Below are 24,647 nucleotides of genomic sequence, written 5' to 3'. Positions count from 1 at the left end.
ACGGAAGGACGAAGGCTTTGCATATTCTTGTTCTCGGCGCGGCCGGTATGGTCGGGCGCAAACTTGTCGATCGGCTGACGCGCGATGGCAGACTCGGCAAGTCCGAGATCACGCGCATGACGTTGCAGGATGTCGTGGCCCCGGCGAAGCCAAACGCATCGATTCCTGTTGAGGTCGTGACGTGCGATGTTGCCGAGCAGGCCGCAGTGGCAAAGCTGGTGGCGGCAAAGCCGGATGTGATTTTCCATCTTGCTGCGATCGTGTCGGGTGAGGCGGAAGCGGATTTCGACAAGGGTTACCGGATCAATCTCGACGGAACACGCTATCTGATCGATGCCATTCGGGCCATCAGCGGTGGCTACAAGCCGCGCGTGGTGTTCACCTCATCGATTGCGGTGTTTGGCGCGCCGTTCCCGGACAAGATCGGTGACGAGTTCTTCACGACGCCGCTGACGAGCTACGGTACCCAGAAGGCTATCGGCGAGCTTCTGATTTCGGATTATACCCGCAAGGGCCTGCTAGACGGCGTCAGCATTCGTCTTCCCACGATCTGCGTGCGGCCCGGTTTGCCAAACAAGGCTGCTTCGGGCTTTTTCTCCAACATCATCCGCGAACCATTGGCCGGCAAGGAAGCGATCCTTCCTGTGTCCGAGGACGTTCGCCATTGGCATGCGTCGCCGCGCTCAGCCGTCGGCTTCCTGCTGCATGCCGCGACCATGGATACCGGTAGCATCGGCCCACGCCGGGCGCTAAGCATGCCGGGGCTCTCGGCGACGGTGGGCGAGCAGATTGCCGCGCTGACACGTGTGGCGGGTCCAGGCGTGACGGCGCGCATCAAGCGTCAGCCGGATCCGACCATCGTTGGCATTGTGGCTGGATGGCCTCGCGACTTCGTCACTGACCGCGCGCTCAAGCTCGGTTTCACAACCGCCGAGAAAACGTTCGACGATATTATTCGCATTCATATCGAAGACGAACTCGGCGGCACATTCGTAAGCTGACAACCCCGGTAGAACGATGACGACAGTGGCCTGCATTGGCGAATGCATGATCGAGCTGTCGCAAGGCGCGGGTGACCAGCTCACGCGCGCCTATGGCGGCGACACGCTGAACACGGCGGTCTATCTCGCGCGCCTCGGTGTGAATGCGGACTACATCACCGCGCTCGGCGATGATCCGTTCAGCGACGAAATGGTCGAGGCCTGGAAGGGTGAGGGCGTCGGCACGACACACGTGTCGCGCGTGCGCGGCAAGCTGCCGGGTCTCTATGCGATCCGGACCAGCGAGGCAGGCGAGCGGTCGTTCTATTACTGGCGCGAAAACGCCGCGGCGCGCATGCTGCTCGAACCGCCGGAAACCGGTGCGATGCTCGCGGCGCTGTCGGGCTACGATATGGTTTATCTCTCAGGCGTCACACTGTCGCTCTACAGCGCCGATGGCCGGCAGCGGCTGATCGATGCCCTGCGAAAGGCGCGCGAGGGTTCGACCCGCGTGGCGTTCGACACCAATTTCCGTTCGCAAGGCTGGCCGGTTCTGGACACTGCGCGTCAGGTCTATCGCGATATACTGGCCGTTGCGGACATTGTGCTGGCCTCTGTCGACGATCTCACTCCGTTGTTCGGAGCGCGCATGCACGGTGAACTGATCGACCGCATGGCCGCACGCGAGGTCGTGCTGAAACTTGCCGTGCCGGGCAGCGTTGTCAGACATAACGGCGCGGAGCATACCGTGAAGGCGGAACCGGTCAGCAGGGTGGTGGACACCACGGCGGCAGGCGACAGTTTCGCTGCGGCTTACCTTGCAGCCCGGCTGGACAGCGCAACGCCGGTCGAGGCGGCGCGGGCCGGGCATCGTCTGGCGGGTGTCGTGGTCGGCCATCGCGGCGCGATCATCCCGCGCGAGGACATGCCGCCGGAGGTCAGCCCGCCATGACCCGAATGGAGCGATCATCATGACCGGCCTATCGGCGTCTGAAAGACAGGCCGCGCTTGAGAAGATCCTGACCCCGGCGCGGATCGTTCCGGTGCTGACCATAGACCGCGTCGAGGATGGCGTGCCGCTGGCCCGCGCCCTCGTGGCGGGCGGTGTAAAGGTTCTGGAAGTGACGTTCCGCACCGAAGCCGGAGCCGCTGCTGCAAAGGCGATCATCGCCGAGGTTCCGGAGGCCGTTGTCGGGATCGGCACCGTGCTCAATGCGGACGACCTTGAGCGTGCAAAGGCGCTCGGCGCGCGGTTCGCGGTCAGTCCGGGCGCGACGCCCGAACTGCTCAACGCGGCGGCCACGAGCGATCTGCCGCTGCTACCTGGCGTGGCCACCGCATCCGAAGTCATGCAATCGCTGGCGAAGGGATTCAGTCTGCTGAAGTTTTTCCCCGCGGAGCAGGCCGGTGCCATTCCGATGTTGCGGGCGTTGGCGGGTCCGTTTCCCAATACGCGCTTCTGTCCGACCGGCGGAATTGGTGCTGCGAACGCTGCAATGTGGCTGGCGGAACCAAATGTGATGTGCGTCGGCGGCTCCTGGCTGTGCCCGGCGTCGGACATCAAGGCCGCCAACTGGGAAGTCATCACCGGCCGCTGCATTGATGCGATGAAGCATCTGCGGCGGAGGTAGGCCCCGTCTTTGGCTAACGCCGAAAAGTTGAGTCTCGCAAAGTGGTTACGGCCGTGGCCGTAACCGGGCTGGAAACGAAAGCTGAACTTCAGATCAAGTTGCGCGTGAAGATGAGAAGCGCCGCTTAAAGACTCTGTTCGGTTCCTAAAATCCCATCGCGGCGCCGTCGCTGCGCGGGTCGGTCGCGCCCTCGAACATGCCGTCGGCATGTCGTACCACTGCACCGGCATGACCCATGGTCGAGGTGAAGTCCGGCAGGATTTCGATGTCGTGGCCGACGTCCCGCATCGCCTGAACCACCGCCGGATCGAAACGGTTCTCCAGCTTCAGCGTCACGGTGGCATCGCCCCATGTTTTGCCGAGCAGCCAGCGCGGCGCGGTGACGGCCGCCTGTAAGCCTTGGCCGTACATGGCGTAACGGCTGAACACGGCGGACTGGCTCTGCGGCTGGCCTTCGCCGCCCATGTTGCCATAGACCATGCGGCGGCCGTCGTTGAACAGCGCCATTGCCGGATTGAGGGTATGGAACGGCTTGCGGCCGGGGCGCAGCGCGCGGGGACCATCGCCCTCCAGCAGGAAGCTCGAGCCGCGGTTCTGCCAGACGATGCCGGAGTTCTCCAGCACGCAGCCGGAGCCGAATTCGAAATAGATGCTCTGGATGAAGGAAACGGCGACGCCGTTGCTGTCGATCGCGCCCAGCCAGACGGTGTCGCCAGGATTGGTCGGCACCGGCCACGGCAGCGCGCGGTGATGAGCGACGCGCGAGGCGAGTTCGTCAAGAATCTCAGGCGTCAGATAGTGTTCGGCTTGCTCCGCCATAAATGCGGGATCGCCGACGATGCGGTCGCGGACCAAGAATGCCTGCTTGGTGGCTTCGACGATGCCATGAAGGTATTCGAAGGTCTCCGCCTCCTTGATGCCGAGCCGCTCGAAGATCGCGAGGATCATCAGCGAGGCGAGGCCCTGCGTCGGCGGCGGGAAATTGTACAGGGTCGCACCCTTGACGGCGACAGACAGCGCATCGCGGCGCTGCGCCTTCTGCGCGGCAAGATCGGCGAGTGTCACCGGCGATCCGCAGCGCGCGAGATCCGCCGCGATTTCCTTGGCGAGTGCGCCTGTGTAGAAATCCATCGGTCCATGGTGGCCGAGCCGCTTCAGCGTCGCGCCAAGCGCCGGCAGCTTCATCAACTGACCTTCCTTCGGCAGCTTGCCGCCGAGCAGAAAGGTATCGACGAAGCCCGGCGAGTCCTTCAATTCGGCGAATTTCGTCTCGGTCAATTCCTGCTGGGTTGCAGTCACCGCAAAGCCGTTTTCAGCCGACCACACCGCATCTTCCACCAGACGCGACAGCGGAAGCTTGCCGCCCATTTCCTGGTTGATCGCGATCACCTCGGCCCAGCCGGACAGCGTGCCGGCGACGGTATTGGCGGCGAGAGGACCGCGCGGCGGAATCGCGGAAAGGCCTTTGCCTTTATAGAATTCGGGTGTTGCCGCCGCCGCAGCCGCGCCGCAGCCATCCACTGCGATTGGAGGTTTGCCGTCTTTCGAAATCAGCCAGAAGCCGTCACCGCCGATCGAGTTCATGTGCGGATAGACCACCGGCAGGCTCGCGGCCATGGCCAGCGTTGCCTCGATGGCATTGCCGCCCTCGCGCAGCACCCGGAGTCCGGCTTCGCTGGCGAGATGATGGGGCGAGGTCACCATGCCGCGGCGGGAGCGGGGCGTATTCAGCATCGATCGTATCCATGTTCTAGCGTTGATGCGCCGACAATGGACGCGATGCCCCTATGTAAGTGAAAACTTCACTTTTTGCAAAATGCAAAATGCCCGGTTTTCACCGGGCATTTGCACGGGAGGAGCCGCTATTCGGCTGGCGCCGCCACGGGAGTACCGCCGACGGCAAGGCCGAACCACTGCGCGCGCCAAGGCTTCAGCACAAACAGCGCCAGCAGGCCGGTCAGGACGTCCATGACAATGATCAGGCTGAAGACCGGCATCCAGCTTCCCGTGGATTCGCGGATCATCGCCGCGACAGGACCGCCGAGCACGGAGCCGACGCCTTGCGCCATATAGAGGAAGCCATAGTTGGTGGTCGCATTCTTGGTGCCGAAGGTGTCGGTGAGCGTCGATGGAAACAGCGAGAAGATCTCGCCCCATCCGAAGAACACGACGCCCGATAACAGAACAAACGCGAGTGTGTTGTCGCGGAAGGCAACCATCAACGCGATGGCTACGCCCTCGAAGATGAATGCAAGGCCCATCGTGTTCTCGCGGCCGATCCGGTCGGAGACCCAGCCAAAGAACGGCCGTGTCAGGCCGTTGGTGATGCGATCGATGGTGAGCGCGAGCGGCAGCGCGGCAAAGCCCCAGACCATGACATTGGCGACGCCGAAGTCTTTTGTGAAGTTCGCAAATTGCGAAATCACCATCAGCCCGCCGGTGGACATCATCGTCATCATAACGAACATCAGCCAGAAGATCGGCGTCCTCAGCATTTGCTTCGGTGCGTAGTCAACGGCCGTGGTTGCGACCTTGATCGAGGTTGCCGCAGCCGCGGTTTCGCCGGGTTTAGGATTGCGCAAACCGAGCGCGGCGAGGAAGCCGACGGCTCCGAGAATGATGCCGAAGGTGATCAGCGTCGCCTGATAGGTCGAGCTCTTCAGCATGGCATCAATGGGGAAGGTGGTCAGGATGGCACCGAAGCCATATCCGGCAGCAACCATCCCCGTCGCGAAGCCGCGCCGGTCGGGGAACCAGCGCACCATCAGGCCGACAATGCCGATGTACACGATGCCGGTGCCAATGCCGCAAAACAAGCCATAGGTTGCATAAAGCGCGGTCAGGGAAGTTGCGTAAGCCGAAAGCACCCAGCCCAGTCCGCTCAGAACGGTGCCCACGGCGATCAGAAGCCTTGGCCCGAAGCGGTCGATCAGCCAGCCCTGTGCGGGCGATAGCCACGTTTGCAGGACGATAAGAAGCGAGAAGGTGATCTGGATTGCGGGAAGCGTTGCGCCCGTGGTGGATTGAAAGGATTTGACGAACAGCGTCCAGACATATTGCGGGCTGGAGATCGCCATCATGGCGATGACGCCCAGCAACAGTTGAACCCAACGTGCGTTACTTGTCTTTGAATCGGTCGTGGCGCTCATCCCGGTCTCTCCATGTTGTTGGAGAAACACAGCAAGGCATGTGCCACCTACCTCATTCACGCTATGCGTTTATGAAGTGGCGGCACATCCATTTTGTAGGGAATGAAACTTCCGAGAAGGTGTTGGTTACACCTTCACCATTCGCTTGCCGCGATTTTCGCCAGCAAGAAGTCCGATCAGCGCCTTCGGGGTATTCTCAAGGCCACTGATAATGTCTTCCTGTACCTTGATCTTGCCCGCCTTCACCCACGACTGGAGATCGGCCATAGCGGCCTCGCGCTGGTCGTTGAAGTCGGTAAAGATGAAGCCCTGCACGATCAGGCGCTTGACGACGATCAGACCCGGGACGCCCCTGGGGCCATGGGCCGGCGGTGTGCCGTCATATGCCGAAACTGCTCCGCAGCAGGAAATGCGGCCGTGCTGGTTCATCTGGGGCAGGCAGGCCTCAAAGATATCGCCGCCGACATTGTCGAAATAGACGTCGATGCCGCTCGGCGCGGCGGCCTTCAAGGCCTTGAACACGGGCTCGGACTTGTAATCGACCGCGGCGTCGAAGCCGAGCTCCGAAACCAGCCAGTTGCACTTCTCCTTGCCGCCCGCGATGCCAACGACGCGGCAGCCCTTGATCTTGGCGATCTGGCCGACGAAGGAGCCGACCGATCCTGCCGCCGCAGACACCACGACGGTTTCGCCGGCCTTCGGCTTGCCGACATTGAGCAGACCGAAATAGGCCGTGAGACCTGCCACACCATAGACGCTCAACAGATTGGTGATCGGATCGATGCGCGGCACTTTGACCAGATGCTTTGCGCGGACGGCGGCGTAGTCCTGCCAGCCGGTATCGCCGAACACCAGATCGCCGGGCGCGAAGCCGGGCGCGTTGGATTTCACCACTTCGGCGATCGCGCCGCCCGCCATTACCGTATTGGCCTCGACGGCGGCGCGGTAGGTCGCGCCCTGCATCCATGCGCGGTTGGCAGCATCGAGCGAGATGTAAAGCACCCGCAGCAAGACCTCGCCGTCCTTGGGCTCTGGAATGGCGGCTTCCGCCATCTTGAAATTCTGAGGTAACAGCTTGCCGGTGGGTTTTTCGACCAGCAGGATCTGGCGGTTGGTTTGTGTCATGGGCGGTCCTCCGCAGGCTTGCGTCTTTTGTATTGCGACGATAGCAGCCTTTGATCCAGGATTGGAGCCGGGCGGAACCAGGGCTGCCGAGCGGGCGGGCGTTGTTCCCGGAATGGTCCGCAGCTCGCTTATCCGAATAAGGTTGCGTTGAGCGCGGGGCTACCTCCTTGGAAGCGCCCTAATCTCACCTGAATCTTAGCGCAACTGCACATCTTGAGAGCAGGGGGCCTGATGAGAGACGTGGTAAGTCCTTCCATTCGTCGTATCCTTTGTGTTTTTCCCCGATATTCCCCCTCATTTGGCACTTTCGAGTACGCATATCCCCTGACCGACGGCGTTCAGGCTTTCATGCCTCCCCAGGGGCTGCTGCTGATCGCGGCCTCGCTACCGGCGGGCTGGGAGGTCCGTTTTATCGACGAGAACATCAAGGCGGCGACCGATGATGACTTCATCTGGGCCGACGCGGTGTTCGTCAGCGGGATGCATATCCAGCGGCCGCAGATCAATGATATCTGCCGGCGGGCCCATGAACACCACCTCGCCGTGGCGCTCGGCGGGCCGTCGGTCAGCGCCTGTCCGGAATACTATCCTGAGTTCGACTATCTGCACGTCGGCGAGCTTGGGGACGCGACGTGTGAGCTGTTCCGGCGTCTGGGGCGCGATACGTCGCGACCGGATAGGCAGGTCATCCTGACCACGCAGGAACGGCGCGAGATGTCGGACTTTCCGCTTCCGGCCTATGAGCTTTTGCCGCTCAACCGCTATTTCATCGGCAGCATCCAGTTTTCGTCGGGCTGCCCTTATCAATGCGAGTTCTGCGACATCCCTGCGCTCTACGGCCGCAACCCGCGTCTCAAATCGCCGGAGCAGGTGATCGCCGAACTCGACAAGATGCTGGAGTGCGGCCTCGCCGGTGCGGTGTATTTCGTTGACGACAATTTCATCGGCAACCGGAAAGCGGCGCTGGATCTGCTGCCGCATCTTGTCGAATGGCAGAAGCGCAACGGATATTCGATCCAGTTCGCCTGTGAAGCGACGCTGAATATTGCCAAGCGCCCGGAAATCCTGTCGCTGATGCGCGATGCTTACTTCACGACCTTGTTTGCCGGTATCGAGACCCCGGATCCCGACGCGCTGAAAGCGATGTCGAAGCAGCACAACATGATGGTGCCGATTCTGGAGGGCGTGCAAACGCTGAACAGTTACGGGCTGGAAGTCGTGTCCGGCATTATTCTTGGGTTGGACACTGACAAACTCGATGCCGGCGAGGGTATTCTCGAATTCATCGACCAGTCCCAGATTCCGCTGCTGACGATCAATCTGCTGCAGGCGTTGCCGCGCACGCCGTTGTACGACCGGTTGAAGCGCGAGGGGCGGCTGATTGAGGACGACAATCGGGACTCCAACGTGGATTTCTTCTTGCCCTACGATCACGTCGTTTCCACATGGCGCGAATGCATGGGCCGGGCCTACACGCCCGAGAAACTGTTCGCGCGATTCGAGCATCAGGTCCGCGAGACCTACCCGAACCGGCTGCAGCCGCCGAACAGCAAGCAGCGTTTGTCATGGCGCAACATCAAGCGCGGCATGACGATGCTCTCAAAGATTATCTGGCATGTCGGCGTGAAGAGTGACTATCGCCGCGAGTTCTGGAAATTTGCGTGGCCGCGCCTGAAATCCGGCGATATCGAGCGCGTCATCAGCGTTGGTCTGGTCGCCCACCATCTGATAGTGTTCGCCCGGGACGCATCAAGCGGGCAGCAGAATGCATCGTATTATTCGACCAGATTGCGGGATTTGCCTGTCGCTGCTGAATAACGCGGCGTGATCATGGTCACGCCGATCGCGCTATCGCCTGAGCGCCTATGAAGCATCCGCTGGTTTACGACGTCGTCATCCTCGGAGGAGGGGCGGCAGGTTTGATGTGCGCCGGTGTTGCCGGTAGGCGCGGCCGGCGCGTGGCAGTGATCGAGCAGGCGAAGCGTCCGGCCGAGAAGATCCGCATTTCCGGCGGCGGGCGCTGCAATTTCACCAACCTGCACACCACACCTGCGAATTTCCTGTCCCGTAATCCGCATTTCTGCAAGTCGGCGCTGAGCGGGTATACCCAGCACGACTTCATCGCGCAGGTCGAGAAACATCGCATCGCTTATCACGAGAAGACACGCGGGCAGCTGTTCTGCAACGGCTCGTCGCAGCACATCATCGACATGCTGCTCGATGAATGCGGAGCGGCCGGCGTAACGCTGCATCCGGGTACGAAAATCTCATCGATCGCGAGGGGCGAGGACGGCTTCACCGTTGTCACGGATCGCGGAGAAATGCGCGGGCGCTCGCTGGTCGTCGCCACCGGCGGCCCGTCCATTCCCAAGATGGGATCGAGCGGCTTCGGCTACAAAGTCGCCGAACAGTTCGGTCTCAAGATCGTGCCCCCACGGGCAGGACTTGTCCCGCTGACATTCGATGAGGCTTTGCTGGCGCGATCAAAAGACCTTGCCGGAGTTTCCGTCGAAGCGGTGGTGAAATGCGACGGGACGCAGTTCGACGAGGCGATGCTGTTCACCCATCGCGGATTGAGCGGTCCGGCAATTCTGCAAATTTCATCCTATTGGCGTGACGGCGACGATATTCAGATCGATATGGCGCCCGGCATCGACGTCTTCGCGGCGTTGAAAGAGATGCGGCGCGATCATCCGCGTCAGGAATTGGCGACGGGACTTGCGCGATTGCTGCCAGGGCGGCTGGCGCAAATGACCGCAGGGGCGGGCGGGCGGGCCTCGCGCATGGCGGATCTGTCTGACCGGCAATTGCAGGCGGTCGCGATGTTCGTGAACAAGTGGCAGGTGACCCCGCGCGGCACCGAAGGCTACCGGACGGCGGAGGTCACCCTGGGTGGGGTCGATACGGCGGAATTGTCGTCCAAGAGCTTTGAAGCCAAGTCCGTGCCGGGATTGTTCTTTGTCGGCGAGGTCATCGATGTCACAGGCCACCTCGGCGGCTTTAATTTCCAGTGGGCGTGGTCGTCGGGTTTCGCGGCTGGCCAAAACGTCTGACGGTTCCCTGAATCGGCCCTGATACGGCGAAGCCGCCCGCTAGGTGCCCAGCGCGCCTCTGGAGCGTGGCCATAAAATACTGAAATAACAGGTATATTTCCCCACAGCGGAGGATTGTGCTAGGAGGCGCGAACCTGCTAATCGACTGCAGCGGAGGCCTGTGCCATCGCCGTTCAACCCTGCTCGTGAGCCTGAATTGTTTGCTCAAATCTCATTGGTCGTCGCCGTACTCGCTCTCGCGATCTGGATCTATCTGATCGCGGCCCGGGGCGACTTCTGGCGAACGCAGAAATTCGATGACCTCGCGCCTGCTCCCGGCTTCATGAACTGGCCATCGATTGCCGTCGTCGTGCCGGCGCGGGACGAGGCTGCGGGTGTCGGCGCTTGCGTGACTTCGATTCTGAGCCAACGTTATCCCGGCGTGTTATCGATGATCCTGGTTGACGATCAAAGCCAGGACGGTACCTCGCAAATTGCGAGCGAGGCCGCCGCTGCGATTGGGGCCTCGGATCGTCTCACGGTGTTGCAGGGGCGTCCGTTGCCGTCAGGCTGGACCGGCAAGCTGTGGGCGGTGAAGCAGGGCCTCACAACGGTCGAGGGACGATCGTCGCCTCCGGATTACGTCCTGCTGACCGATGCGGACATCGTCTATACCGGCGATGTGCTGATGCGGCTGGTGGCGCGCGCGCAGAATGACAAATTCGCGATGACGTCTGTGATGGCGAAGCTCCGTTGCGAGAGCTTTGCGGAAAAATACCTGATCCCCGCGTTCATCTTCTTCTTCGGAATGCTTTACCCGTTCGGCTGGGTTCGCAATCCCGCGCGCTCGACCGCGGCTGCGGCTGGCGGCTGCATTCTTGCCCGCTGGGATGCGTTGAAAAATGCCGGCGGTATCGATGCGATCCGTGGATCTCTGATCGATGACTGTGCTCTCGGCGCGAGGCTGAAGACGCAGGGGCCTGTATGGCTTGGTTTTTCGCAGGACGTCAAAAGCGTTCGCGCATCGGATACCATCGCCAGTGTCGGGCAGATGATTTCCCGGTCGGCCTATGCGCAACTGCGATACTCAGTGGTGATCCTGATCGGAACCATTCTTGCCATGTGTCTCGTGTTTCTGGCGCCTGTCCTGATCGCACTGTTCAGCCACGGTTTTGCTGCGATGTTTGCAGCGGCGGCATGGGTGCTGATGGCGCTCGCGTTCCAGCCCACCCTGCGATATTATGGGCAATCCGCGCTTTGGGGGCCCGCGCTCCCCGTAATCGCAATCGCTTACATGGTTTTCACGGTCAATTCCGCGGTCCAGCATTTTCAGGGACGTGGCGGAATGTGGAAAGGCCGCGCCCAAGCACAGGTATCCGGTTCGTAATGACAACAGCAGGCGAATTGCGTTCAGGCAAAGGCCATAAGGACGAGAACTTTCCGGTCGCATCGTGGATCATTCATCCGCGTCATCGCGCGTTGATTCTTGCGTTCTATAACTTCGTGCGTACCGGTGACGACGTTGCCGATCATGCATCGCTGGCGCCGCAGGACAAGCTGGACAAGCTCGACTTGCTGGAGGCTGAACTGCTGGGCAAGGGCGACAGCCAGCCTGAAGCTGTGGCGCTGCGGGCTGCATTTGCCGAACGCGGGATGTCGCCGAAGCATGCGCAGGATCTGCTGAATGCGTTTCGTCTCGATGTCACCAAGCTGCGTTACGAAAACTGGGACGAGCTGATTCACTACTGCTCGCTCTCGGCGATGCCGGTCGGCCGCTTCATGCTGGATGTCCACGGCGAGGATCGCTCGACGTGGGCGGCGTCCGACGCAATCTGCGCCGCCTTGCAGATCAACAACCATCTGCAGGATTGCGGCAAGGACTACCTCGACCTCGACCGCGTTTATATTCCACGCGATGCGCTTGCCGCTGCAGGTGCGACGGTGGAGATGCTGGGCGAGGGGCACGCGCCGCCCGCCTTGCTGAAATGCCTGCAAGATCTGGCGCGCCGGACGGAAGCGCTTTTGAATAAGGGACGCTCGCTTCCCGGCGAAGTGAAGGATACGCGTCTCGGGCTGGAGATCGCCGTGATCGATGCTTTCGCCGACAGGATCGTCAATCTGCTGAAGGTCCGCGATCCGTTGAGCGAGCGCGTTCATCTTTCCAAGCAGCAGATGCTGGGCGTTGCGCTCTCGGCAATGGCGCGCGCCTTGTACCAGCGCGCGACCGGGCAGACGCCTGTGGTTCGGCACGTTTCCGGCGCGTGATGCATCATGACCACTGCTGATATCACGTCAAAAATCACGCCCGAAGGTTCGGCCTCCGGCAGTTCGTTCTATGCAGCGATGCGCATTCTGCCGCGCGAGCAGCGCGAGGCGATGTTCCAGATCTACAGCTTTTGCCGGCAGGTCGATGACATCGCCGATTCCGACGGTCCGCGCCCCGAGCGACTGAAGGCGCTGGATCAGTGGCGGCACGATATCGACGCGCTTTATGCCGGAAATCCGCCGCCGCATCTGCGCGACTACGTGTCGTCGGTGAAGCAGTTCGGACTGCGCCGCGAAGATTTCATCGCCATTATCGATGGCATGGAGATGGACGTGCCCGCCGACATCCGCGCGCCGGATGCGCGGACGCTCGATCTTTATTGCGACCGGGTCGCGAGCGCGGTGGGACGGTTGTCAGTGCGGGTATTCGGCCTCGGCGAGGACGACGGCATCCTGCTGGCGCATCACCTCGGCCGTGCGCTTCAACTGACCAACATCCTGCGCGATATCGACGAGGACGCCGGTCTCGGCCGGCTATACCTGCCGCGTGAAGACCTCAACGCCGCCGGAATCATGTCGAACGATCCGCTGGTGGTTGCATCAGATCCGCGGCTGCCACGGGTATGCGAAGGCATCCTGAAGCAGGCGCGGGATCACTTTGCCAAGTCGAACGACATCATGGCGCGCAATTCACGACGCGTGGTCCGCGCGCCGAAGATCATGTCGGAATACTACCACGCGATTCTCGAAAAGCTGGTTGAGCGTGGCTTCGCGTTGCCGCGCAAGCCGGTCAAGCTCAGCAAGGCAGCCAAGATTTTCATTCTCATTCGGTACGCATTCATCTGATGGCAAAAGCTCATATCATCGGCGCCGGAGTTTCCGGCCTGTCCGCGGGTGTTCGGCTCGCGAATGAAGGATTTGAAGTCCACGTTCACGAGGCGACACAGCAGGCCGGTGGCCGCTGCCGCTCGTATTACGACGGCGCGACCGACATGGTCATCGACAACGGCAACCACCTGCTGCTGTCGGGCAATCTGCACGCACGCTCCTATGCCCTGTCGATCGGAAGCGAGGATGGCCTGGTCGGGCCGGAACGCGCGCAGTTCGATTTCGTCGACCTGAAGAACGACAAGCGATGGAAGCTCGATCTCGGCAATGGCCGTTTGCCGACATGGGTGTTTTCCAGGGATCGCCGCGTGCCGGATACCGGCGTTGGAGATTATCTCGCGCTGGCTCCGCTGGTCTGGGCAGGCAATGACGCGCTGATCGGCAAGACGATTACGTGCGAAGGCAAGCTCTATGACCGCCTTGTTCAACCTCTGATGCTTGCGGCGCTCAATGTCGATCCGCCGGAGGGCTCGGCGGGCCTCGCGGGCGCGATCGTGCGCGAGACGCTGCTCGCCGGTGGCAAATCCTGCCGTCCGCTGATCGCGCGCGAGGGGCTCAGCACAGTGCTGGTCGATCCTGCGCTCAAGCTGATCCGCGAGAAGGGCGGCACGGTCAACCTCGGCCACGAGCTGCGTCAGGTGCTGATGGCAGGCGAGACAATCTCGGCGCTGGAGTTCGGCGACGACACGATCACGGTGGCACCGAGCGATGTTGTGGTGCTCGCAGTGCCGCCACGCTCTGCATCATCCATCCTGCTCGGGTTGAAGACGCCGACAAAATTCCGCGCGATCGTCAACGCGCATTTTCGCTACGATCCGCCGGACAACATGCCGCCAATGATGGGCGTGGTCGGTGGACTGATCGAATGGCTGTTCGCGTTTCCGCAGCGGCTGTCGATCACCATCAGTAATGCCGACCGGCTGGTGAATGTGCCGCGTGAACAATTGGCGCGCGACATCTGGCACGACATCTGCAAGGCCGCCGGTCTTAGCGATGATGTAGCGAACGGGCCGCTGCCGCCATGGCAGATTGTGCGCGAACGCCGTGCCACATTTGAGGCAACCCCGGAACAAAATGCCATGCGTCCAGGGACTGCCACCGATTGGAAAAACCTGTTCCTCGCGGGCGATTGGACTGATACGGGACTCCCAGCGACCATTGAGGGGGCTATCCGCTCAGGTGATCAGGCTGCCGATATGGCCCTGAAAATGCAATAAATTCAGCATTTTACGGAGTTCCATGACTCTCCTTGACGACCATAAGGCCGATGCTGCGCCAACTGCGCCGGCCCTCGAAAGCAGTATCGCAGCTGCCAGCCGCGCGATTCTGGATACGCGTATGCCTGACGGACACTGGGTGTTCGAACTGGAGGCCGACGCAACGATTCCGGCCGAGTACGTCTTGCTGCGGCACTATCTGGCCGAGCCTGTGGATGCCGTGCTGGAAGCCAAGATCGCGAACTATCTTCGCCGTATCCAGAACGAGAACGGCGGCTGGTCGCTGTTCTACGGCCACGAGTTCGATATGAGCGCCAGCGTGAAGGCCTACTTCGCGCTCAAGATGATCGGTGACTCGCCCGATGCGCCGCATATGAAGAAAGCGCGCGAGGAGATGCTTCGACGCGGCGGCGCGATCAAGAGCAACGTGTTCACCCGCATTATGCTGGCGCTGTTCGGCGTCGTGACATGGCGTGCCGCGCCGATGATGCCTGTTGAAATCATGTTGCTGCCGCGCTGGTTTCCGATCCATCTGACCAAGATTTCGTACTGGGCGCGCACTGTCATCGTGCCGTTGCTGGTGCTGATGAACAAGAAGCCGCGCGCGCGTAATCCGCTGGGCGTCGGCATCGATGAACTGTTTCTCGAAGATCCGAAGTCGATCGGCATGACGGCGAAGGCGCCGCACCAGAGCCAGCTCTGGTTCACGGGCTTCAATCTTCTCGACAAGGTCTTGCGCGTTGTCGATCCGCTGTTTCCAAAAGCCCCGCGCCAGCGCGCTATCGACAAGGCGGTGGCGTTCGTCACCGAGCGCCTGAATGGCGTTGACGGTCTCGGTGCGATCTTCCCGGCGATGGCCAACACCGTCATGATGTATGATCTGCTCGGCTATCCAAAGGATCATCCGCATTATGTGCTGGCGCGGCAGTCGGTCGAGAATCTGCTCGTCATCAAGGACGGCGAAGCTTACTGCCAGCCGTGCGTGTCGCCGATCTGGGATACCGCGCTGACCGCACACGCCATGATCGAAGTCGGCGGGGAGAAGGCTGAAGCGTCGGCGAAGGCCGCGCTTGACTGGCTCAAGCCCAAGCAGGTTCTCGATATCGAGGGTGACTGGATCGAGAAGCGGCCAGGCGTGCGGCCTGGCGGCTGGGCGTTCCAGTACAACAATGCGCATTATCCGGATCTCGACGATACCGCTGTTGTCGTTATGGCGATGGATCGTGCGCGCGGTACCCTAAGCGCAGGCGCCAAATACGACGAGGCGATCGCGCGCGGCCGCGAATGGCTGCTGGGCCTGCAAAGCAAGGACGGCGGCTGGGCTGCGTTCGATGCCGACAACCTCGAGTACTATCTGAACAACATTCCGTTCTCGGATCACGGCGCGCTGCTTGATCCACCGACTGAGGACGTCACCGCGCGCTGCGTCTCGATGCTGGCGCAGCTTGGCGAGACGGCCAAGACCAGCGAGGCGTTGGCGCGTGGCATCGAATACCTTCGCCGCACCCAATTGCCGGATGGCTCATGGTTCGGCCGCTGGGGCGTCAATTACATTTACGGGACATGGTCCGTGCTCTGTGCGCTGAACGCAGCCGGCGTCGATCACGACGATCCGGTGATTCGCAAAGCCGCTGACTGGCTGATCGCGATTCAGAACAGCGACGGCGGCTGGGGCGAGGACGGCAACAGCTACCGGCTCGATTACAAGGGCTACGTGAAGTCGGAAACCTCAGCCTCGCAAACGGCTTGGGCGACGCTGGCCCTGATGGCGGCCGGGAAGGTGGATCATCCCGCGACCCAGCGTGGCATCGCCAATTTGATTCAAAATCAGACCAGGGATGGGCTATGGACCGAGCCCCAGTACACCGGGGGCGGGTTTCCACGTGTGTTCTATTTGCGATACCACGGGTATTCCAAGTTCTTCCCGCTGTGGGCGCTGGCGCGGTACCGGAATCTGCGTAATACTAACAGCCGCTTCGTGGGGATAGGAATGTGATTATAGGCGCGGGCGGGGACGCCGCACACGACGGGCTGCCGGTCCTGATTGTTACTGGCTTGAAACAGGAGGCCCGCATCGCTGCCGGGCCCGGTCTCACCGTCATCTGCAGTTCCAGCAATCCAGTTCAGCTACGCGAAATGATGACGTCGTTCGACCCGGCGAGCATTCGCGGCATCGTGAGCTTTGGCGTGGCAGGTGGCCTCAATCCGTCGCTGAAGTCAGGTGACGTCGTCGTCGCATCCCGGATCGTCACCGCAAGCGCGCGCTGGTCGACAGAAGCGTCTCTGACAGAGAATCTCGTCACGTTGCCGACGAAGCGCCGCCGCTCGATCGTTTCGGGCGTCCTTGCGGGCGTCGAAGAGGTCGTAACGGGTAAGGTGGCCAAGGCCGCGCTGCGCGCCACCACCGGCGCCGATGCGGTCGACATGGAGAGCCATATCGCTGCGAGATACGCTGAACACAACGGCCTGCCGTTTGCGGCGGTGCGCGTTATCAGCGACCCTGCGCACCGCGCGCTTCCGGAACTGACGATGAGCGCGATCAAGCCGAACGGCAATGTCGATATGTGGAAGGTAATGCGCGGGATCGCGCGTAACCCGAAGTCGATCCCGCATCTGATTTCGACGGGGCGCGACTTCAGCCGCGCCCTCAAGTCGCTGCGCGGCTGCCGAGAAGCGTTGGGCTAGCGGCTCTCTTTCTTCGTCATTGCGAGCGAAGCGAAGCAATCGAGACCGAACAACGGCCGAGTTAAGGTGGATTGCTTCGTCGCAAGCGCTCCTCGCAATGACGCCAGTCAACTAACCTCTAAGGTAACAACAATAAAAAAGGCGCGAGCTCGCGCCTTTTGAATGAGTGCGGTCTGAAATCAGGCGGCGGTCGATGCGTTGGTTGCCGGAGCTGCGGTCTGCGCAGCGAGCTTCGCTGCCTTGGCTTCCGCCGCCTTTGCTTCGTCGGTACGGATTTCCGACAGGCGCTTCTGCACTTCCGACGAGAACACGTACTGTGCCGGACGCTGCTTGGAGAGATCGATCTCGGGCGCCATCGGACCTTCGGTCTTGATGCCGAACATCGCGACTTTCAGCGCCTTGAACGGATTGCTCACCGCAGCATTGGCAGCCGTCGGCTCGTAGCCGCAATGGGCCATACAGTCGGCGCACTTCTCATACTTGCCGGTGCCGTAGGTATCCCAATCGGTGGTTTCCATCAGCTCCTTGAAGGTCTTGGTGTAGCCTTCACCGAGCAGATAGCAGGGCTTCTGCCAGCCGAAGATGTTGCGGGCAGGCATGCCCCACGGCTCGCACTCGAAGTTCTGGTTGCCGGCGAGGAAGTCGAGGAACAGGCCGGAGTGCATGAAATTCCACTTCTTGCCCTTGCCGAGCGCGAAGACGTCGCGGAACAGATTCTTGGTCTTGGTGCGGTTCAGGAAGTGCTCCTGATCCGGCGCGCGCTCATAGGCGTAGCCCGGCGACATCGAGACGCCGACTCCAAGCTCGGTCGTGAAGTCGAGGAACTTGGCGATCTCCTCGGCCGGATGGCCGTCGAAGATGGTCGCGTTGACGTTGACGGTGAAGCCGCGGGCCTTGGCAGCCTTGATCGCGGACACGGCGCGATCGAACACGCCCTTCTGCGACACGGCCTTGTCGTGATGATCCTTCAGGCCGTCGAGATGCACCGAGAAGAACAGGTAAGGCGAGGGCTCGAACAGATCGAGCTTCTTCTCGAGCAGCAGCGCGTTGGTGCAGAGCGAGACGAACTTCTTGCGCTCGACCAGGCCGCGCACGATTTCGCCGATCTCCTTGTGGATCAGCGGCTCGCCGCCGGGGATCGCAACCATCGGTGCGCCGCATTCGTCGGCGGCGTCCCAGCACTCCTGCGCCGACATGCGGCGATTGAGGATTGCATCGGGATAATCGATCTTGCCGCAACCGACGCAGGCGAGGTTGCAGCGAAACAACGGCTCCAGCATCAGCACCAGAGGATAACGCTTACGGCCAAGCAGCTTCTGCTTAACAAGGTACGAGCCGATCTTGATCTCTTTGAAAAAAGGTATCGCCATGAATGTTTATCTTTCTTGCATCACGGGAGAGAGCCGCGGCTGGCGTTGGACCAGCTCGGCCGGCAGTCTGAATTCGATATTTTCCTCCCGGCCCGGCAGCACGGACACTGTCACCGGTCCGATTCTCCGCAGGGCGTCAATCACATCGTCTACCAGCACCTCCGGCGCCGAGGCGCCCGCGGTGATGCCGACGGTTTTCGCGTCCTTCAACCATTCTGGATTGAGCTGGCTGCCGTCGGCGATGAGGTAACTCGGGACGCCAACTTCGGTCCCGATTTCGCGGAGGCGGTTGGAGTTGGAACTGTTGGTTGCGCCGACCACCAAAATGACGTCGACGAGCTTGCTGAGGTCTCGCACCGAAGACTGGCGGTTTTGTGTCGCATAGCAGATATCGCGGGTATCCGGGCCTTCGAGGTCGCTGAAGCGGTCCTCAAGGGCCGCGATGATATCGCGGGTGTCGTCGACGCTGAGCGTGGTCTGGGTGATGTAGGCCATTGGCTCGTCGCTCGGCAGGTCGAGCGCCGCGACGTCCTCGACGCTCTGGACGAGGATCACAGGGCCGGGAACCTGACCCATGGTGCCGACGACTTCAGGGTGGCCTTCGTGGCCGATCAGGACCAGCTTGCGTCCCTTGGAGACGTAGCGCTTGCCTTGATTGTGAACTTTCGTGACCAGCGGGCAGGTGGCGTTGAGGACCGGAAGACTGCGCGATGCGGCTTCTTCCTCGACGCTCTTGGCGACGCCATGGGCGCTGAACACCGTGATCGCGTTGGCCGGGACCTCGTGGAGATCCTCGACGAACACTGCGCCCTTGGCTTTCAGGCTTTCGACCACGTACTTGTTGTGCACGATCTCGTGGCGGACGTAGACCGGCGGCCCGTACTTCTCGAGCGCGCGTTCGACGATCTCGATCGCGCGTACAACGCCAGCGCAAAACCCGCGGGGCTGAGCCAGCAGGATTTTCATCTCGGCTTTTTGGGGCACGTGATTAAGCAAGCTGCACCGCGCTGATCTCGCCTTCGCGGCCAAGCGCCTCGAAGACGCGCGTCACGATGCCCTTGGCGTCGAGACCGGCCTTTGCATACATCGCGGCAGGGCTGTCCTGATCGATAAACGTATCCGGGAGAACCATCGAGCGAACCCTCAGTCCTTTGTCCAGGGCGCCGTTCTCTGCAAGCGTATGCAGGACCTGCGCGCCAAAGCCGCCGATCGAGCCTTCCTCGACGGTGACGAGCACATCGTGATCCCGCGCCAGACGCAGGATCATGTCCGTGTCGATCGGCTTGGCAAATCTGGCATCGGCAACGGTCGCCGTTAAGCCATGGGTTTTTAGAATATCTGCAGCTTTCAGGCACTCCTGAAGGCGGGTTCCGAGCGATACCAGCGCTACCGAGGTGCCCTCGCGGATGATCCGGCCCTTGCCGATCTCCAGCGGAACGCCGACCGACGGCAGGTCCACACCGACACCGTCACCGCGCGGGAAGCGGATGGCGGAGGGGCGGTCGTCGATCGCGGCGGCGGTGGCGACCATGTGCACCAGTTCGGCCTCATCGGCCGCGGCCATCAGCACCATACCCGGCAGGCAGCCGAGATAGGCCAGATCGAACGAACCCGCATGGGTCGGTCCGTCGGCGCCGACGAGACCGGCGCGGTCGATGATGAAGCGGACCGGCAGGCCCTGAATGGCGACGTCGTGCACCACCTGGTCGTAAGCACGCTGCAGGAAGGTCGAGTAGATCGCGACGAACGGTTTCATGCCTTCGGACGCAAGACCGGCGGCGAAGGTCACGCCATGCTGCTCGGCGATACCGACGTCGAACGTGCGCTCAGGGAAGGCCTTGCTGAAGATATCGACGCCGGTGCCGGATGGCATCGCAGCGGTGATGGCGACGATCTTGTCGTCCCTTTCGGCCTCCTTGACGAGGCTGGTGCCGAACACCTTGGTGTAGGCGGGGGCGTTGGCCTGGGCCTTCGCCTGCTTGCCGGTGGCCACGTCGAATTTGACGACGCCGTGATATTTGTCCGAAGCGGTCTCGGCGTGGGAGTAACCCTTGCCCTTTTCGGTCACGACGTGGATCAGCGTCGGGCCGACCTTCGAATCGCGTACGTTCTTCAGAACCGGCAGAAGATGATCGAGGTTATGGCCGTCGATCGGACCGACATAGTAGAAGCCGAGTTCCTCGAACAGCGTGCCACCCGAGAGCATACCGCGGGCATACTCCTCGGCGCGCTGCGCGCCCTTCTCGACGAATTTCGGAAGGCGCTTGGCAACCTGCTTGCCGATTTCGCGCAGCGAGCGGTAGGTGTTGCTGGACGTCAGGCGCGACAGATAGGACGACATTGCACCGACCGGCGGCGCAATCGACATCTCATTGTCATTGAGAATAACAATCAGGCGCGAATCCATCGCGCCGGCATTGTTCATCGCCTCGTAGGCCATGCCGGCGGACATCGCGCCGTCGCCGATCACTGCGACGATATTTCGCTCTTCACCGGCAAGATCGCGCGCGACGGCCATGCCGAGGCCTGCTGAAATGGACGTCGACGAGTGGGCGGCGCCGAAACAATCGTATTCGCTCTCTGCGCGCTTGGTGAAGCCGGACAGGCCGCCAACCTGACGCAGGGTCCGAATCCGGTCGCGCCGCTCGGTCAGAATCTTGTGCGGATAGGCCTGATGGCCGACGTCCCAAATGACGCGGTCGGAGGGCGTATTAAAAACATGATGTATTGCAACCGTCAGTTCAACGACACCGAGACCGGAGCCCAGATGACCGCCAGTGACCGCAACCGCGCTAATCGTTTCCGCGCGGAGTTCCGCAGCGACTTGAGGCAGTTCGCTTTCCTTCAGCTTGCGAAGGTCTGCGGGCGATTTGATTGCGTCGAGCAATGGGGTCGATGAGGTCATACCAAGGCTTCCAATGCGACTGTGGAACAAGACGGGAACATTTTGCAGTGTAGCATTATTGCAGCTATTCAGCAGTAGTTCTGAGGAACCGCTGGCTAAATGCCACTATTGTGTGACTTAAGGGCATCGTTTGAGGCATCAGTAAGTTAACACGCTGCCTCCCCGGCAGTTGCCTTTACCCCAAGCTGGTCGCCAGAAATAGAAAGAAAACCTGTGCTGACAAGGACTATTGTATCGCTTGTTCGTTTTTGCACGCGCCATGCATGGCTGGTCCTCCTGGCCGGCGTGGCTTTGGCAGCGGCGGCAGGCGTCTATTCCCAACGGAACTTCGCCATCAATACCGACGTTGCGACGCTGATTTCTCCTAATCTGGACTGGCGAAAGCGCGAAATTGACTTCGAAAAGGCATTCCCGGGCCGAAATGACAGCATTTTGGCCGTTGTGGAGGCCCCGACGCCGGAACTCTCGCGGCAGGCCGCCGCCGCTCTTGAGAAGAGGTTGCTCCCACAGACCGATAGGTTCATTTGGATCAGGCGTCCGGGTGGCGGGCCGTTCTTCGATAATAACGGACTTTTGTTCTTGCCGACCCCTGAGGTCGCCAAGCAGGCCGGCCAATTGGCCTCGGCAGCCCCGCTTTTCGACATTCTGGTGGATGACCCCAGTCTGCGCGGCCTGACGGGCGTGCTTGAGTTCGGTCTGGCTGGGTCCCAGCGGGGACAGTATTCGCGCGATTCCATGGCCCGGCCGCTGAATCTGGTCGCCGAGACCGTCGAGAAGGTGGCTGCGAACAAGCCTGCGACCTTCTCCTGGAAGGAACTGTCCGGCAACGAGCCCCTGACGGAAGCCGACAAGCGAACGCTTCTGATGATGCGGCCGGTTCTCGACTTCAAGGCGCTGGAGCCGGGTGGGGCTGCCACCGAGGCGATCCGCAAGGCGGCTCAGGACGCGAATCTCGCCGGTCAATACAACGCCAAGGTCCGCCTCACCGGACCCGTCCCGATCGCGAATGACGAGTTCGCCACGGTGCAGGAGGGGGCGCTCGTCACCCATACCGGCACGGTCCTGATCGTGCTGTTCATTCTGTGGCTCGCGTTGAAGTCACCCAAGATTATCGCCGCCGTTTTCATCACGCTCGTGATCGGACTGTCGGTCACCACCGCCGTCGGCCTGATGCTGGTCGGGGCGTTCAATCTGATTTCGATTGCGTTCTTCGTGCTGTTCGTGGGTCTCGGGGTCGATTTCGGCATCCAGTACAGCGTGCGCTATCGCGCTGAACGGCACGAAAAGGACGAGCTTGATTCGGCGCTTGAGAAAGCCGCCGAGTATTCCGCGATTCCGATCACACTTGCGGCGGTGGCCACGGCTGCAGGTTTCCTCTCGTTCTTGCCCACGGACTACAAGGGCGTGTCCGAACTCGGGAAGATCGCCGGCGCAGGCATGATTATCGCGTTCGTCGCTGCGATTACGGTGTTGCCCGCGTTGCTCAAGATATTCAATCCTCCGGGCGAAGCCGAACCGCTGGGCTTCAAGTCCCTGGCTCCGGTCGATAGTTTCCTTGAACGCCATCGGGTCGGTGTTGTTGCCGCGACGCTTGGCGTGGCCGTTCTGGGCCTGCCATTGCTGTATTTCCTGCAGTTCGACTTCAACCCGATGAACCTGCGCAGTGCGAAGGTTGAATCGGTTGCGACCTATCTCGATCTGCGCCGCGATCCCAATACCGGCACTAATGCCGTCGAAGTCCTCGCGCCGTCTGTCGCGGCTGCCAAGGAAATTCAGGCTCGCCTCGCAAAAATTCCCGAGGTATCGCGAACGATTTCCCTCGACACTTTCATCCCGGAGGATCAGCCCGCAAAGCTCGCGATCATTCGCAAGGCGGCGGCGTCGCTTAATCCAATCCTGAACGAGACATCGCGCGGCGCCGCTCCGTCAGACGAGGAAAATGTCGCTGCGCTGAAGGGTGCGGTGGACAGCCTGCGCAAGACAGCAGGCGACGACAAGGGGCCCGGCGCTGTGGCAGCACGCCGCCTCGCGGACGCGCTGGCGAAGCTCGCGCAGGCCGACAAGGCCATGCGCGACAAGGCCGAGACGACATTCATTTCCCCCTTGAATGTCGCGCTGGACCAGGTTCGCAGCCTGCTCAAGGCGCAGCCGGTCAGCGTAAAAACCTTGCCGCACGACATTCTGGCCGACTGGACCTCCTCCGATGGACGGACCCGCGTCGAGGCCCAGCCGAAGGGCGACCCCAACGATAACGATACGCTGCGCAGTTTCGCGGCCGCGGTCCTGAACGTCGAACCAACCGCCATCGGCGGACCGATTTCCATTCTCAAGTCAGGCGACACCATTGTGTCGGCCTTCATCCAAGCGGGTGGCTGGGCGCTGCTGTCGATTGCGATCCTGCTGTGGATCGTTCTGAAGCGCATCGGCGACGTGCTGCTGACGCTCGTGCCCCTTGTCCTTGCGGGCGTGGTGACGCTTGAAATTTGCGTTCTCATCGGGCTGCCGATGAACTTCGCCAACATCATCGCGTTGCCGCTGTTGCTCGGCATCGGCGTCGCGTTCAAGATCTACTATGTGACGGCGTGGCGGGCAGGACAGACCGACCTGCTGCAATCGAGCCTCACACGCGCAATCTTCTTCAGCGCGCTGACAACTGCGACGGCATTCGGTAGCCTTTGGCTATCAAGCCATCCCGGTACGTCGAGCATGGGCAAATTGCTGGCGCTGTCGCTGGTCACCACCCTTGCAGCGGCGGTGCTGTTTCAGCCTGCTCTGATGGGGCGTCCCCGGGATACTAACGCGGAGCGCTAGCGATCTCCGGAAGCAGACAAATCTCCGACGTCGCAGCATCGGGCGATCCTGCTTTGGCTCCGGCTTTCGGAGCAGGTGATGTCGTTGGCTTGGGTGTGCCGACCGGTGTCGGAAATGGTGCTGCGGTACTCTTCGGCGCGGTGGCCTTTGGAGCGCCGGGTGCAGGCGCCGGAATGCCCTCAACGACTCGCGTCCAAGTCTGGCCGCCACAGAGAATCATGGCCACGCAGCCTTCGATGCGTAGGGTGTTGGCCGTTTTGACTTGAATCGAGGAATCGTAGGTTTTGCCGCTGGTCGCGTCGTAAACCTTGCCTTCCCACTTGTCCTTCTCGTCCTCGACCTTCTTCATGTTCAGAAGAATGGGCATACCCAGCAGGGGGCGGGTCCGCTTGGCCTTGTCTGGATTCTTGCTGTCGACGCCGCCGGGTATAGAGTCGGAGGCGACGACACCCCACAGCCGCGAATTGCAATCGACGATTCGAATGATTGCCTTGCCGTCTTCGTCGCGCCAATCACCGAGCGGTTCTGCTGCGGAGGCAGCACCAGCAGCGGCGAGCAGGAACATTCCACCAAGGGCTATTTTTCGCAT

The 24,647-nt window shown here is 61.4% G+C and carries 19 protein-coding genes; 12 read left to right on the top strand and 7 right to left on the bottom strand.

The annotated features are described in order from the left end of the window. Positions 1-17 precede the first annotated feature (17 nt). The 3 genes from denD to eda are packed head-to-tail and all read left to right on the top strand — an operon-like array spanning position 18 to position 2,611. Complete coding sequence (denD, locus tag BN32_RS09560) at positions 18-1,001, top strand: D-erythronate dehydrogenase (protein WP_019197950.1); 984 nt, start codon at positions 18-20, stop codon at positions 999-1,001. Positions 1,002-1,017: 16 nt separating this feature from the next. Continuing rightward, on the top strand, positions 1,018-1,932 hold the full coding sequence (locus BN32_RS09555; RefSeq protein ID WP_019197949.1) for a sugar kinase: 915 nt from the start codon (positions 1,018-1,020) through the stop codon (positions 1,930-1,932). A 19-nt stretch (positions 1,933-1,951) separates the two neighbouring features. Beyond that, positions 1,952-2,611 carry a bifunctional 4-hydroxy-2-oxoglutarate aldolase/2-dehydro-3-deoxy-phosphogluconate aldolase gene (gene eda / locus BN32_RS09550; protein ID WP_019197948.1) on the top strand — a complete coding sequence of 220 codons (660 nt, stop codon included), beginning with the start codon at positions 1,952-1,954 and terminating at the stop codon, positions 2,609-2,611. A 144-nt stretch (positions 2,612-2,755) separates the two neighbouring features. Here the strand turns inward: eda and BN32_RS09545 are convergent, their stop codons facing one another. From BN32_RS09545 to BN32_RS09535, 3 genes are all read right to left on the bottom strand, one after another. Further along, on the bottom strand, positions 2,756-4,345 hold the full coding sequence (locus BN32_RS09545; RefSeq protein WP_040425611.1) for a gamma-glutamyltransferase family protein: 1,590 nt from the start codon (positions 4,343-4,345) through the stop codon (positions 2,756-2,758). A gap of 128 nt (positions 4,346-4,473) precedes the next feature. Further along, positions 4,474-5,760 (bottom strand): oxalate/formate MFS antiporter, encoded by a 1,287-nt coding sequence (oxlT, locus tag BN32_RS09540; protein ID WP_019197946.1) that lies wholly within the window; start codon positions 5,758-5,760, stop codon positions 4,474-4,476. 126 nt (positions 5,761-5,886) lie between these two features. Continuing rightward, the gene (locus tag BN32_RS09535; RefSeq protein WP_019197945.1) at positions 5,887-6,885 is read right to left on the bottom strand and encodes an NADP-dependent oxidoreductase; all 999 of its coding nucleotides are present in this window, start codon (positions 6,883-6,885) and stop codon (positions 5,887-5,889) included. Between the two features lie 231 nt (positions 6,886-7,116). Here BN32_RS09535 and BN32_RS09530 point away from each other — a divergent pair, with 231 nt between their 5' ends. The 8 genes from BN32_RS09530 (at position 7,117) to BN32_RS09495 (ending at position 16,972) form a co-directional block, all read left to right on the top strand. Further along, a complete protein-coding gene (locus BN32_RS09530) occupies positions 7,117-8,703 on the top strand; it encodes a B12-binding domain-containing radical SAM protein (RefSeq protein WP_040425610.1) in 1,587 nt (528 codons plus the stop codon). Positions 8,704-8,750: 47 nt separating this feature from the next. Continuing rightward, positions 8,751-9,938: a BaiN/RdsA family NAD(P)/FAD-dependent oxidoreductase gene (locus tag BN32_RS09525; RefSeq protein ID WP_019197943.1), complete on the top strand. Its 1,188-nt coding sequence runs from the start codon at positions 8,751-8,753 to the stop codon at positions 9,936-9,938. A 196-nt stretch (positions 9,939-10,134) separates the two neighbouring features. After that, positions 10,135-11,304, top strand: coding sequence for a glycosyltransferase (locus BN32_RS09520; RefSeq protein ID WP_040425609.1), 1,170 nt, complete (start codon positions 10,135-10,137; stop codon positions 11,302-11,304). Then, positions 11,304-12,182, top strand: coding sequence for a squalene synthase HpnC (gene hpnC / locus BN32_RS09515; RefSeq protein WP_019197941.1), 879 nt, complete (start codon positions 11,304-11,306; stop codon positions 12,180-12,182). The genes BN32_RS09520 and hpnC overlap by 1 nt, the downstream gene beginning before the upstream one ends. 6 nt (positions 12,183-12,188) lie before the next feature. Continuing rightward, positions 12,189-13,028, top strand: coding sequence for a presqualene diphosphate synthase HpnD (gene hpnD / locus BN32_RS09510; RefSeq protein WP_019197940.1), 840 nt, complete (start codon positions 12,189-12,191; stop codon positions 13,026-13,028). After that, positions 13,028-14,287: a hydroxysqualene dehydroxylase HpnE gene (gene hpnE / locus BN32_RS09505; RefSeq protein WP_019197939.1), complete on the top strand. Its 1,260-nt coding sequence runs from the start codon at positions 13,028-13,030 to the stop codon at positions 14,285-14,287. The genes hpnD and hpnE overlap by 1 nt, the downstream gene beginning before the upstream one ends. 22 nt (positions 14,288-14,309) lie before the next feature. Then, on the top strand, positions 14,310-16,283 hold the full coding sequence (gene shc, locus BN32_RS09500) for a squalene--hopene cyclase (RefSeq protein ID WP_019197938.1): 1,974 nt from the start codon (positions 14,310-14,312) through the stop codon (positions 16,281-16,283). Further along, complete coding sequence (locus tag BN32_RS09495) at positions 16,280-16,972, top strand: phosphorylase (protein WP_019197937.1); 693 nt, start codon at positions 16,280-16,282, stop codon at positions 16,970-16,972. Before shc ends, BN32_RS09495 begins: the two co-directional genes overlap by 4 nt. A 179-nt stretch (positions 16,973-17,151) precedes the next feature. Here BN32_RS09495 and hpnH read toward each other — a convergent pair whose 3' ends face one another. From hpnH to dxs, 3 genes are read right to left on the bottom strand one after another with little or no spacing between them, the layout of a single operon-like run. Continuing rightward, on the bottom strand, positions 17,152-18,342 hold the full coding sequence (hpnH, locus tag BN32_RS09490; protein WP_019197936.1) for an adenosyl-hopene transferase HpnH: 1,191 nt from the start codon (positions 18,340-18,342) through the stop codon (positions 17,152-17,154). A 6-nt stretch (positions 18,343-18,348) separates the two neighbouring features. Continuing rightward, positions 18,349-19,308, bottom strand: a complete 960-nt coding sequence (gene ispH, locus BN32_RS09485) for a 4-hydroxy-3-methylbut-2-enyl diphosphate reductase (protein ID WP_040426204.1) — start codon at positions 19,306-19,308, stop codon at positions 18,349-18,351. Positions 19,309-19,330: 22 nt separating this feature from the next. Then, positions 19,331-21,247 (bottom strand): 1-deoxy-D-xylulose-5-phosphate synthase, encoded by a 1,917-nt coding sequence (dxs, locus tag BN32_RS09480; protein WP_019197934.1) that lies wholly within the window; start codon positions 21,245-21,247, stop codon positions 19,331-19,333. A gap of 213 nt (positions 21,248-21,460) precedes the next feature. Here dxs and hpnN point away from each other — a divergent pair, with 213 nt between their 5' ends. Further along, a complete protein-coding gene (hpnN, locus tag BN32_RS09475) occupies positions 21,461-24,058 on the top strand; it encodes a hopanoid transporter HpnN (RefSeq protein ID WP_019197933.1) in 2,598 nt (865 codons plus the stop codon). Here hpnN and BN32_RS09470 read toward each other — a convergent pair. After that, entirely contained in the window at positions 24,042-24,647 is a 606-nt protein-coding gene (locus tag BN32_RS09470; protein ID WP_040425608.1) for a DUF2147 domain-containing protein, read from the bottom strand. The genes hpnN and BN32_RS09470 overlap by 17 nt on opposite strands.

The sequence above is a fragment of the Afipia birgiae 34632 genome (assembly GCF_000308295.2).
Classification (GTDB): Bacteria; Pseudomonadota; Alphaproteobacteria; order Rhizobiales; family Xanthobacteraceae; genus Afipia; species Afipia birgiae.
Note: the sequence above shows the minus strand (reverse complement) of the source record. Positions and strands in the feature narration are given on the sequence as shown.